Source organism: Paenibacillus sp. J22FR83 (genome assembly GCF_059691955.1).
The window spans coordinates 16,751-29,494 of the sequence record NZ_JCAUAM010000028.1; the positions used below are offsets into that span (position 1 = coordinate 16,751).

The window sequence follows — 12,744 nt, forward strand, 5'->3', positions numbered from 1 at the left end:
TGCTGAGCATGCTAGCCAAAAGAATTATCCCTTGTCTCGACGTCAAGGATGGCCGAGTGGTGAAGGGCGTAAATTTCGTGAATTTACGTGATGCCGGTGATCCCGTAGAGCTTGCGGCGATATATGATAAGGAAGGCGCGGATGAGCTCGTGTTCCTCGATATTTCGGCTTCGGTTGAAGGGCGCGCGACGATGGTCGAGGTTGTCCGTCAAACTGCCGGTGAGATCACGATTCCGTTCACGGTTGGCGGCGGGATTTCGAGTGTAGAGGATATGAAACGTCTTCTTCGCGCAGGCGCGGACAAAATTGGCATCAACACGGCGGCTGTACTGAATCCTCAGCTTGTTTCGGATGGTGCGCGGAAGTTTGGTTCTCAGTGCATTGTTGTAGCCATTGATGCTAAGTTCAATCCCGAGTGGGGCGAGTGGGAAGTGTACACGCATGGTGGACGCAAACCGACAGGCATTAAGACTTTGGAATGGGCGAAGCGTGTAGAAGAGCTAGGTGCAGGAGAAATCTTGCTGACAAGCATGGATGCGGACGGAACGAAGGATGGCTTTGATTTGAAGCTGACACGGGCCGTATCCGAACTGCTGACGATTCCAGTCATTGCTTCAGGCGGTGCGGGAAAAGCCGAGCATTTCTACGATGTATTCACCGAAGGTAAGGCGGATGCGGGGCTGGCGGCAACGATTTTTCACTATAAAGAATTAACGATAGATGGGGTCAAGGCTGACCTGAAAGGTAAAGGGGTTGAAATTCGATGACATTTTCAGTGGATCAAATTAAGTATGACGCGCAAGGGCTTGTGCCTGCGATCGTGCAGGATGCGGTGAGCAAAGAAGTTCTTATGTTGGCGTACATGAACAGTGAGTCCTTGCAGCGCACGATTCAAACAGGGGACACGTGGTTCTGGAGCCGTTCACGCAATGAGCTTTGGAATAAAGGGGCAACTTCCGGTCATACGCAAAAGGTAAAAGCACTTCGCTACGACTGCGATGCGGATACGTTATTGGTACTAGTTGAACAAGTGGGGCCTGCTTGTCATAACGGCACTTACACTTGCTTCACAGCGAATATCGCAGTGGAAGGTTCGTCAGAAGAAGCTGCACCTGCTGCTGGCGGCGACCGTTTTGCTATCTTAGCTGAACTTGAAGCTGTCATTGCTTCCCGTGACGCGGAGCGTCCTGAGGGCGCGTATACGACGTACCTTTTCGAAAAAGGGGTCGATAAAATCCTCAAAAAAGTCGGCGAAGAAACGGCGGAAGTTATTATTGCAGCTAAAAATAAAGACAATGACGAGCTTCGTTATGAAGCGAGCGATCTTATTTTTCACTTAATGGTGCTCCTGCGTAATAATAAATTGCCATTGGATGATATTATGAAAGAGCTGGCTAATCGTCACGTCAAAAAATAAAGTACACGACCTGGAGTGAATTCACGATGTTGATTGATTATCATACACATCATGTGCGCTGCGGTCATGCCTCTGGGGAACTGGAGGAATACGTCAAACGCGGCATTGAGATCGGGCTCACCCAGTTGGGGCTTTCTGATCATATGCCGCTTTTGCATGTTGACCCGCAGACGTATTGGCCAGAAATGGCGATGCCGATGGAGGAGCTTCCTCGTTACGTGGAAGAATGCCTTCATCTCAAAGAGAAGTATAAGGATCAGATTGATATTCGCGTCGGTCTGGAAGGCGACTATATTGAAGGTTATGAGTCAGAGATTGCGGCCATTATTAACGCTTACCCCTGGGACTATGTGATCGGATCGGTTCATTTCCTAGGCGAGTGGGATATTTCTGATTTTAGGCAGCTGGCTGGTTGGGAAGGTAAGGATATTTTTGAAGTTTATACCCAATACTACGAGGCAGTGAAGCAAGCAGTCCGAACTGGACTGTATGACTATATCGGTCATATCGATATGATCAAACGGTTTGGTTACGTGCCAGAACGTGATACGTGGGAATTGGAGAAAGCAGCGTTAGATACAGTCAAAGAGTGTGGGCTCGCGATTGAATTGAATGCTTCTGGCCTGCGCCATCCTTGTAAAGAGATGTTCCCAAGTCATCGTATGCTTGAATACTGCCATAAGGTGGGAATTCCAGTGACACTAGGATCAGATGCGCACCTCCCGGAACGGTTGTCCCAGTATTTGGATGAGGCTAGAGAGCTATTAAAAACGATTGGATTTAACGAAATAGCCACATTTTCTGCTCGAAAACGACAACTTGTGACTTTTTAATTTCGATACGTATCATGTATAATAAGTAGGACCATATAATCTATTTAATGAACCTTCGGAGGTAACCATTAACCATGCATAGCGACAATGTTAAAATTTTTTCCGGATCTTCGAATCCGAAGCTTGCGGAAAGTATTTGTAAAGAGCTCGGCCAGCCGCTAGGACAAATCAAATTATCCCGTTTCAAAAGCGGAGAAATTTATTGCCTTTACGAAGAAACTATTCGTAACTGTGACGTATTTCTGGTACAAACTTTCTCCCATCCGATTAATGAGCATATGATGGAGCTTCTGGTCATGATGGATGCGGCGAAAAGAGCATCTGCAAAAACGATCAACCTTGTCATCCCTTACTATGGTTACTCCCGTCAAGAACGCAAAGCAGCTCCACGTGAGCCGATTTCAGCTAAATTAGTCGCTGACTTGTTCGCTTCAGCTGGGGCAACTCGTGTTGTTACGATTGACCTTCATGCGCCAGCGATTCAAGGCTTCTTCAATATCCCAGTGGATCACTTGACAGCGCTTGATCTGATCAGTGATAACATCAAAAGAAAGAATTTGCCGAATCCCGTTATCGTATCTCCAGATGCAGGACGTGCAACAACGGCTGAGAAAATGGCTAACATTCTCGATGCGCCATTCGCAATGATGATCAAGAAGCGCCCTGAGCACAACGAATCCGTGATTACACACGTTATTGGGGATGTTGCAGGACGTACACCGATCATTATCGAGGATCTAATTGATACAGGTACAACCATCGTTAACGTGGTGGAAAGTCTCAAAGAACGCGGCGCGCTTGATGTCTACATCTGTGCGACACACCCTGTGTTCTCTGGCCCAGCGCTGCAACGCCTGGATCACCCAAGCATTAAAGAAGTTATTATTACAGATTCAATCGCAATTCCAGAGGGTCATTCAGATAAGTTTAATGTGCTTTCCGTAGCACCTTTGCTGTCCGATGCGATTCGCATTATTAAAGACGGCGGGTCCCTATCCTCCCTCTTCAAATACGGCGGCGTATAGGCCCATATCTTACCTTCGGATAATGTTTTTGGCTTCTAAGAGATCTATGGTATAATTTGAGTGTAATCAAATTGCCGGAGGTGTCTTGCTATGGAAAAGAAAAAGCGCATATCCGAAGCGCCAAAACCAAAAGTTATCTCAATTAACATGGATGCCGCGTTCTTTTTCGAGAGAGCGGTTCAATCTTTGGATCGGTTTCATTATGATAAGGCATTGAAATATTTCCGGCGGGCTGCAGAGTATGAGCAGGATAATCCTGTGAATCACTGCAATCTCGCAGGAGTTCTCTCCGAAGTGGGCAATTATGACGAGTCGAACCAAATTTTGCAGCATATCCTTGAAACCATCGATCCCGAGATGACAGAATGTCACTTTTATATGGCGAACAACTATGCCAACATGGAAAACTTCGAGCAAGCGGAACAGGCATTGGTTCGGTATTTGGAGAATGACCCGACAGGGCAGTTCATGGACGAATCCGAAGAAATGATGGAAATGCTTAGCTACGAGCTTGATCGTCCCGCCCCTCTCACTAGCATCAAGAGTCGAGAAGGGCTGTTCGAGCATGATAAGGCCCGTGCGTTGCTTGAGGAAGGAAAGTTCGCAGAAGCCGTAAGGCAGCTGGAGAATCTGGTAAAGAAGCAGCCGGACTTCACAGCCGCTCGTAACAATTTGGCATTGGCTTATTATTACATGGGCCAATTCGAGAAAGCGATGGAAACGATCCGCGAAGTGCTGGTTATTGATCCTGGTAATCTACATGCGCTTTGCAATATGGCGATATTCCATCAGCATTTTGGCAACAAGAAGGAACTGGCAGAGCTGACTGCGTTGTTAGGCAAGACGTTCCCGTTCCAGCAAGAGCATGTGTTCAAGCTGGCAACGACGATGGGTATTCTTGCTCAGCATGAGAAAGCGTACCATCTGTTCAAGCGTCTATTGAAGGCGGGGGATGGGGGCACTGATCCTTGTTTGTACCATTATGCAGCTGTAGCGGCCTGCCATATTGGACGTTTTGCTGAAGCCTACCGCTTGTGGAAGCAGGTTCAGAAGTTAGATCCAGGCGCTGAAATTTCCAAGTTCTACTTAGAGCAATTGCGGCTGAGAGAGAAGTCGACGCTTCCGCTTACTTGGAGTTATCACTATCATCTGCCGTTCGAGGAACAGTTCCGTGCGCTTGAGAGATCAACGCAGGGCATTCCTGATCAATTGAAGAAAGACCCGCTTGTGCGGTCATCCTTCTTTTGGGCTTTGCGACATGGCGACGTAGAAACGAAGCTTCAAGTTATTCAAGCCTTTGGCTTGATTGCGGACAACGAGGTGAGAGATGCACTTCAGGATTTCATTCTCGATCACAAAGAGGATGATTACTTGAAGAAGGTGGCCATCTTCGTTCTGCGCAGTATGGGCATCCGGGAGTCACTTCCTGCCTATCTCGAAAATAAAGACATCATGGTAGAAGCTTCTCCATATTCGCCTCAACTTCCCGTATGGGATGCAACATGGCAGCGAGTGATGGAAACAGCGCTGTCGCATATGCACAAGCGTTACGATATGGTTCAACAGTATGACTTAGAAATTCTGTGGGTTGAATTTCTGACGAAGGTGTACCCGAACGTGCCTAAGATTCATAAGTCAGCAGGCTGGGCAGCGGCGTTAGAATATTTGATTGCCAAAATGCATCGACGTACGATTTCCTATCAGGAAGTAGCTTCGCGTTATGGCGTGACGGTTTCCACGGTTAGTCGGCATGTGAAACACATCGACGATACTTGTGGCTTACGTGAGAAAATGGATGCGATTTTCAATAAATTTACGAGTCTTTGATAGCCGAGCTTGATGCATCATGAAAGCCTCGGCTTTCATACATATATATAAACGGATTGTTCGCGTCGTAAACGGCAGCTGAGCAATCAATGACTATCACGCTAATTAAAGAGAGCTTTCTCAAGGAAAGCACCTAGGAGGGAAATCATATGTACAAATCAGTCGTAGTAGGAACAGGGCCATCCGGTCTAACAGCAGCTATTTACTTGGCGCGTGCGAATCTAAGCCCACTTGTCATTGAAGGACCAGAACCAGGCGGACAGTTGACAACAACTACCGAAGTAGAGAACTTCCCAGGATTTCCTGAAGGGATTATGGGACCGGAATTAATGGAAAACATGCGCAAGCAGGCTGAACGCTTCGGCGCTGAATTCAAAACAGGTTGGGTGAATTCCGTTGAATTAACGAACCGTCCGTTTAAACTGCAAGTAGAAGGCTTAGGCGAAATCGAAACAGAAACACTGATTATCTCCACAGGTGCATCTGCAAGATTGCTTGGCATCTCGAATGAGAGAGAAAACATCGGACGCGGTGTAAGTACATGTGCAACATGCGATGGATTCTTCTTCCGCGGCAAAAAGATTATCGTCGTTGGCGGCGGTGACTCTGCGATGGAAGAGGCAAACTTCTTGACTCGTTTCGCGTCGGAAGTGCGTTTGGTTCATCGTCGCGATGAACTTCGTGCATCCAAAATTATGCAAGACCGTGCTCGTGGAAACGAGAAGGTGAAGTGGTCACTGAATAACACGCCATTAGAAGTTGTGGCGGGAGATAAAGGTGTGACTGGCCTTAAAGTGAAAAATAACCAAACAGGTGAAGATGAAATCCTTGAAACAGACGGTATCTTCGTAGCAATCGGTCATACACCGAATACGAAGTTCCTCGGTGGACAAATCGACACGGATGAGCATGGCTACATCGTCGTGAAACCTGGCACAACAGAAACGAATATCCCAGGCGTATTCGCTTGTGGTGATGTGCAAGATACGAAGTATCGCCAGGCTATCACAGCTGCTGGAAGTGGTTGTGCGGCAGCGTTGGAAGCTGAGAAGTTCCTTGAAGGCAACAGCGTGCACGACTGGAGTATTTCCCTGTAAGTCGTTATGGCAATTAAGTTAACGTGGAGGGCTCATCTCTCCACGTTTTCTCTTTTGACAGGGGTGGATGAATCTTGACCTCCCGGCAGTGTTGTCTTATAGTTGGAACAGGTGCATATGCCCGAAAATTTTATGATTATTCATGAGGTGACCTTGTAATGTCCAGTCAAATTTATATCGGTGTAGATCTAGGTGGCACGAATATTAAAGTGGGTATTTGTGATGAGCAAGGAAAGCTTCTAAAGACGTTGGAAGGCCCTACTTCACCTGAACTTGGTGCAGAATCGGTTCTAGAGCGTATTGCTCAATATGTACGTCAAGTTGTTGAAGAGTCCGACTATTCGTGGGAGCAAGTAGCTGGAATTGGTGCGGGGTTAGCTGGATTTATGGATATTCCAGAAGGCTTCGTGAAATTCTCACCGAACTTGCAATGGCATAACGTACCTGCGAAGAAGACGCTCGAAGCACTTCTCGGTAAACAAGTGAAAATTGATAATGATGCGAATGTAGCTGCGCTGGGTGAAGCTTGGTCTGGAGCGGGAGCGGGCATTCCGAACGTCGTGTGTTACACGCTTGGAACAGGTGTTGGCGGCGGTATCATTATTAACAGTAAAATTTATCAAGGGTCTGCTGGTATGGCTGGCGAACTTGGTCATATGTCGATCGTGCCGGACATTGAAGCGATTCAGTGCGGTTGTGGTCAAATGGGCTGTCTTGAAACCGTTTCTTCCGCAACAGGTATCGTACGCATGGCGAAGGAAGCAGTGGAGCGCGGCGAGCGTACATCACTGGCTCTTCACGAGAAAATTGAAGCTAAGCATGTGTTCGATGATGCCAAAAGCGGAGATGAAGTAGCTCTGCGCATCGTGAATCGTGCCGCGTATTATATCGGTCGTTCTATGGCAGCCTTGGCTGTTGTCATCAATCCGAAGCGCTTTATTATTGGCGGTGGTGTTTCGAAGGCAGGGGAAATTCTATTCCAACCGATACGTGAAACGTTCATCAAATATACACCAGAAGCGGCAGCTGAGGGTGTTGAGATTGTTGCTGCTACACTTGGTAATGATGCGGGTGTTGTTGGAGCTGCAGGATTGAATTTGCGATAGAAGGTTAGACCGGGCTCGTAGATCTAGTTAAGATAGGCTGATCTGCGAAAGCTCCCCAAAGGAAGGTGTCAGGTATGGAAGAGAACCACCCTTTAGCGAAACTGGTTATTATTACAGGGATGTCGGGTGCAGGTAAGACAATTGCTGTTCAAAGTATGGAGGATCTAGGATTCTTCTGCGTTGACAACTTACCTCCCGTCCTGATTCCGAAGTTTGCTGAATTAATCGTACAATCGATGGGTAAAATCGGCAAAGTCGCCTTGGTTATTGATTTGCGCGGACGTGAGTTTTTCACTGCGCTCCAAGAGTCTTTACGTTATATCCAAGAAAACTACACGCTTAGCTATGAAATCCTATTCTTAGATGCAACGGATGGGACGCTCGTTCAGCGGTACAAAGAGAGCCGTCGCCGCCATCCATTGGCTCCAGACGGTGCACCGCTTGAGGGTATTGGCCTTGAACGCAAGCTGTTGGAAGAGCTCAAGGGTCTGGCGACGCAGGTGATTGACACGAGCAGCCTGAAGCCTGTGCAGTTGAAGGAAAGAATTATTTCCCGGTTCACCAATCTAGAAGCTAACCGCATATCTATAAATGTAATCTCTTTCGGATTTAAGTATGGTGTCCCCATTGACGCTGATCTTATCTTTGATGTGCGATTCTTGCCAAACCCCCATTATGTGGAGCAGCTTCGTCCGCAAACGGGTCAGGATCCGGACGTGTATGACTATGTGATGAAGTGGTCAGAGACGCAAGAATTCCTGACAAAGCTGCTGGATATGCTCAACTTCTTGATGCCTCAGTATAAGAAAGAAGGCAAGAGCCAAGTCGTTGTTGGTATTGGTTGCACAGGAGGTAAACATAGATCGGTTGCCATTACGGAATATCTAGGTAAAGTCATGGGGAACAGTGAGACGGAGACCGTGCGTCTAAGTCATCGAGATTCCGAGCGGGACCGGTTATAGACGGCTATGTCAGTAAGAGGGTGAAAGAAGTATGGAGCTTGGTCAATTACAACGTAAGCCCAGAATAGTCGTTATTGGCGGTGGAACAGGACTCTCCGTAATGCTGAGAGGACTGAAGGAGAAACCGGTTGATATTACTGCTATCGTGACCGTTGCAGACGATGGAGGAAGCTCTGGCATTCTACGAAGTGAATTGCAGATGCCGCCTCCGGGTGACATTCGAAATGTGTTAACATCATTAGCTGACGTTGAACCGTTGTTGTCATTGATGCTTCAATATCGATTTCAGAACGGTACAGGTTTAGCCGGACATAGTCTGGGAAATCTAATACTAGCGGCATTGACAGATATTACAGGTGACTTTGTTACTGCCGTGCAAGAAATGAATCGCGTATTTGCTGTTCGCGGGAGGGTGCTTCCGGCTTCGAATCAAGCTATCGTATTAAAAGCCATTATGGAGGACGGGACTTTAGTTGTTGGGGAGTCCAAAATTCCGAAGGCCGATGGACGGATCAAGAAAGTATTCATTGAACCGGCAGGGGTGACACCACTTACCGAAGCCGTTCAGGCTATACGCGAAGCAGATGCCATCTTGTGCGGTCCTGGCAGTTTATATACAAGTCTGCTGCCGAATTTGCTCGTTCCAGGGATTGTGAAAGAGATCGTGGCATCGAATGCGGTGAAATTGTTCATTTGCAATGTTATGACACAGCCAGGCGAAACTGATGATTACTCGGTCAGCGATCATCTGGATGCGATTTATGATCACTTAGGTCAGCATTTGTTTGATTATGTGATCGTGAATAATGGAGAGATTCCACCGCAGGTGCAAGCCAAATATGCGGAAAAAGGTTCCAAAGCGGTTCATTTGGATTTGGATGAAGTGACGAAAAGAGGATATCGCGTAATTGCAGATCGACTGGTCTTATTCCGTACCTATCTTCGTCATGATGCAGAGAAATTGAGTGACCATATCTATCAGCTCGTCGAAAGCTGGCTGTTAAGGAAGAAGTGAGTCCCTTGTCCTTTGCGGCAACAACCAAAAAAGAGTTAACGTTAATTAATGATTCGGAGTCATGCTGTGAAAAGGCGGAGCTGTCCGCACTCATTCGGATGAATGGTGCTGTGCAGTTAACCAACCAGCGTGTCGTGCTGGATGTGTCCACGGAGAATGCCGCGATTGCTCGGCGAATTTACTCGCTGATCAAGAAGACGTATAATACACACACGGAGCTTCTTGTGCGTAAGAAAATGCGTCTAAAGAAGAATAATGTGTACATTGTTAGGGTTCCTGGTCAAGTACAAGAGCTGCTCAGTGATTTGAAAATTGTCTCTGAGGGTTTTATTTTTACAACGGGGATTAACAAGGACATTATTCGCGGCAATTGCTGCAAGCGTGCGTACCTCCGAGGGGCCTTCATGGCTGGCGGTTCTGTCAATAATCCGGAGGGATCTTCCTACCATTTGGAAATCGCTTCGATTTATGAAGAACACTGCAAAGCTTTGACCCAGCTTGCGAACAAGTTCGACTTGAACGCCCGTTTCATTGAACGTAAGAAAGGTTTCGTGCTGTATATCAAGGAAGGTGAGAAAATTATTGAGTTTCTCAATATCATTGGAGCTCATCAGGCGCTATTGCGCTTCGAGGATGTTCGGATTATGAAGGATATGAGAAATTCCGTTAATCGCATCGTGAATTGTGAAACGGCGAACTTGAACAAAACGATCGGGGCGGCCGTTAGGCAAATCGAAAATATTCGATTATTGCAGCGGGAGATCGGTCTAGACAGCTTACCTGACAAGTTAAGAGAGGTTGCGGAGATCAGACTTGCGCACCCGGATTTAAACTTGAAGGAAGTTGGCGACATGCTTTCGGGCAGTGTTAGCAAGTCAGGCGTGAATCATCGCCTGCGGAAAATAGACGAATTAGCCGAAAAACACCGAAATTCGTAGGAAAACTCGAGCTGTACAACGCTTGTATAAGTTTTTCGCATTTTTTCTAGTGTACTTGAAGGAAAAATGCTATAATATTAAAACATAAGGTATACGCTGTTATTAATAGTAATCCATATAAGCTCCACACTAGGGGGAATTAGTTCCATGTCCAGACGTCCAGTCGTTGTGAAGTTGAGAACAGGACTTCATGCCAGACCTGCGGCATTGTTTGTTCAAGAGGCGAATAAGTTTTCATCGGAGATCTTTGTTGAGAAAGATGAGAAGAAAGTGAATGCGAAGAGCATCATGGGAATTATGAGTCTTGCGATCAGCACAGGGACCGAAGTCTTCATAAGTGCAGAAGGTTCGGATGCAGAGCAGGCTGTAAACGCTTTAGTCACATTAGTCAGTAAGGAAGAGTTGGAAAACCAATAATCCTTTAAAAGCCTACCTTTCGAGGGGGCTTTTTTGCAGTTTGAAGGTGGATCTACGCTTCTGCTAAAAGTGTCAAAATTGTTAACAAATATTGGGATTAGCAACCTTTTTCGCTTGGCTACGTCTAATAAACGTGGTCATGATGGATAAGGCTATTAGTGTTTCTAGTAGCGCGCCTATCCCAAGCTTGAAGAAGGAGCCGAAGTGAAATGAATGTAGTAAGGAAAGAAATGATTGCTCTACTCGCTGTACTCGTATTTCTAGTCAGCACAATGACAGCACCAGCCGCGCATGCGGTATCCACAAGCTCGTCCTTTATTTTACTTTATATCGATAAGACGGAAGCATTCGTGAATCAAGAGCAGATTCAGTTGGAGTCACCATCTACCATTATTGATGGAAGCACGTTCGTGCCAGCCAAATTCTTGGGTGATACATTAGGATTTCAGGTAGAGTGGAATGACCTATCTCGTACGATTCAAATGGCGCCTCCGGGTAACAACATCGTGCTAGATCCTGATCATAAGACGGTGACGACGAATGGGGTAGATATTCCCTTTAATTCGGTAGCCGCTATCGTGAATGGCAAGTTGCTTGTGAAGCTGACTTGGTTAGCTGATTACATGGGTGCCAAGTATACTTACAATAGTGAGCTAAGACGTGTAGAGATCGTGCATTTTAAAGCGCCTGAGGGCATCTACATCGATCAAGACAGCAATTCTCGTCCAGTTGCTAAGTTCGCTACTGCGAAGCCTACCTACAGGCTTGGTGAGCCTGTTAAGTACTTAGATTTGAGTTATGATCCTGATGCAGAAGGCATCGTATCCTTCGATTGGACGGGTAAACAAGAGGCGTTTTTCAAAGCTGGTCAATATCCCGTAACTTTAACGGTTAAGGATGGCCATGGTCATGTGAGCAAGTTGTTCAAAAGTTTTGTGACTGTTGTAAATGAACCGTACTTGTCAGAAGTCGAGTATCCGATTTATATGAAGCCGGTTGGCGGGTTTATAAAAACCAACTGGACAACGATCTGGTCCCATTTTAACGAGTTGCCGCTGCTTCCCAAAGATGTGAAAGAAGTTCAAGGACGTACGCTGCTAGTTAGCGACAGTCCAGAAGAATTCACAACGAGCGGCATTTTGTATCAAGACAATATTAATGGTAAAGGACGTTTGTACGCAGATCATATCAATGGTACAAAACAGAAGATGACGTTTGCCATCTTTGCAACAAACAACACGGATAAACCGATTACGATTAAAACAACGAATAAAGGCGAAGTCTATCCTTCGGTTTATGCGAACTTAATCGGCAGCGAAGCGTCGGTTGATTTCCTTCTTAACAACGTGTACACGGATTCCATGACAGTTCCGCCTAAAGCAAGCTATGTGTACGCGAAGTTGCCAGATTTTTATCCAGGTCAAGGTGTGAATTTGTTCTATGATGTCGAAACGGACGGCGAACTTCAAATGTCCTTTATCGCGACAGAGAAGATGCTGACACCAACGATTGTGAAGGAGTTGCCTTACCTTTCCTTTAACGGTCATGTTCGCGGTACGTTCCCTGTATCCGAAATCGAATGGAAAATTGACGCTACGAGCTTTACCAAAGCCTCCAGGCTAACGATTGGAGATAATAAGACGGATCCATTCGTCAAAGGCTATGATGTGATGCGTAAGCAAGTCGTGGAGAATGGCGGCAATTATGGTGTGGTCTATAAAATCCATGCGGATAAGCCGCGCAAAATGGCCGTTATGATTATGGCTAGAGGCGGCGTGTTCAAGGGGCCGTTTAAAATCAACGGAGAAATCATTCCTGTTCCGTATTCCGGTGTTATTACGGCTTTCGATGGCCTAGAAGTGCTGGCGCGTACGACAGGTACGGAGGATGCCTTAGACATCGAGTTTACGCCTCCAGCGGGCTCGGCATTCCCGATTGATTTGATCTTCTATCCATTGGATGATTTAAAATAAGAGAATGAAGAGCCTCAGGAGACTGGTGAATGAATTCACTAGTGCTCCTGAGGCTTTTGTGTATCTGTGTAAGGATAATAAAAAAGCCAGCCTCACGGTTTGCTCTTCGAGCAGTCGCTGCAGGCTGGCTTGCT

Annotated in this window: 12 protein-coding genes; all 12 read left to right on the forward strand. The window is 46.5% G+C overall.

Annotated elements, in window-relative coordinates:
- The first annotated feature begins 8 nt into the window (after positions 1 to 8).
- On the forward strand, positions 9 to 767 hold the full coding sequence (hisF, locus tag AC58PV_RS32390; RefSeq protein WP_068663499.1) for an imidazole glycerol phosphate synthase subunit HisF: 759 nt from the start codon (positions 9 to 11) through the stop codon (positions 765 to 767).
- Entirely contained in the window at positions 764 to 1,417 is a 654-nt protein-coding gene (gene hisIE, locus AC58PV_RS32395) for a bifunctional phosphoribosyl-AMP cyclohydrolase/phosphoribosyl-ATP diphosphatase HisIE (protein WP_497437112.1), read from the forward strand. Before hisF ends, hisIE begins: the two co-directional genes overlap by 4 nt.
- Positions 1,418 to 1,443: 26 nt before the next feature.
- Positions 1,444 to 2,250, forward strand: coding sequence for a histidinol-phosphatase HisJ (gene hisJ, locus AC58PV_RS32400; protein WP_497437113.1), 807 nt, complete (start codon positions 1,444 to 1,446; stop codon positions 2,248 to 2,250).
- Between the two features lie 74 nt (positions 2,251 to 2,324).
- The gene (locus AC58PV_RS32405; protein WP_497437114.1) at positions 2,325 to 3,275 is read left to right on the forward strand and encodes a ribose-phosphate diphosphokinase; all 951 of its coding nucleotides are present in this window, start codon (positions 2,325 to 2,327) and stop codon (positions 3,273 to 3,275) included.
- A 90-nt stretch (positions 3,276 to 3,365) separates the two neighbouring features.
- Positions 3,366 to 5,102: a tetratricopeptide repeat protein gene (locus AC58PV_RS32410; protein WP_497437115.1), complete on the forward strand. Its 1,737-nt coding sequence runs from the start codon at positions 3,366 to 3,368 to the stop codon at positions 5,100 to 5,102.
- Between the two features lie 149 nt (positions 5,103 to 5,251).
- A complete protein-coding gene (gene trxB / locus AC58PV_RS32415; RefSeq protein ID WP_068663504.1) occupies positions 5,252 to 6,199 on the forward strand; it encodes a thioredoxin-disulfide reductase in 948 nt (315 codons plus the stop codon).
- Positions 6,200 to 6,357: 158 nt separating this feature from the next.
- Entirely contained in the window at positions 6,358 to 7,305 is a 948-nt protein-coding gene (locus AC58PV_RS32420; RefSeq protein ID WP_497437117.1) for an ROK family glucokinase, read from the forward strand.
- A 74-nt stretch (positions 7,306 to 7,379) separates the two neighbouring features.
- The gene (gene rapZ, locus AC58PV_RS32425) at positions 7,380 to 8,267 is read left to right on the forward strand and encodes an RNase adapter RapZ (RefSeq protein ID WP_057310218.1); all 888 of its coding nucleotides are present in this window, start codon (positions 7,380 to 7,382) and stop codon (positions 8,265 to 8,267) included.
- 31 nt (positions 8,268 to 8,298) lie between these two features.
- Positions 8,299 to 9,282 carry a gluconeogenesis factor YvcK family protein gene (locus AC58PV_RS32430; protein ID WP_497437118.1) on the forward strand — a complete coding sequence of 328 codons (984 nt, stop codon included), beginning with the start codon at positions 8,299 to 8,301 and terminating at the stop codon, positions 9,280 to 9,282.
- Between the two features lie 5 nt (positions 9,283 to 9,287).
- Positions 9,288 to 10,220, forward strand: a complete 933-nt coding sequence (gene whiA, locus AC58PV_RS32435) for a DNA-binding protein WhiA (protein ID WP_068663507.1) — start codon at positions 9,288 to 9,290, stop codon at positions 10,218 to 10,220.
- Positions 10,221 to 10,367: 147 nt separating this feature from the next.
- Positions 10,368 to 10,637 carry an HPr family phosphocarrier protein gene (locus tag AC58PV_RS32440; RefSeq protein ID WP_028555561.1) on the forward strand — a complete coding sequence of 90 codons (270 nt, stop codon included), beginning with the start codon at positions 10,368 to 10,370 and terminating at the stop codon, positions 10,635 to 10,637.
- A gap of 209 nt (positions 10,638 to 10,846) precedes the next feature.
- The gene (locus AC58PV_RS32445; RefSeq protein ID WP_497437119.1) at positions 10,847 to 12,610 is read left to right on the forward strand and encodes a stalk domain-containing protein; all 1,764 of its coding nucleotides are present in this window, start codon (positions 10,847 to 10,849) and stop codon (positions 12,608 to 12,610) included.
- The last annotated feature ends 134 nt before the right edge of the window (positions 12,611 to 12,744 follow it).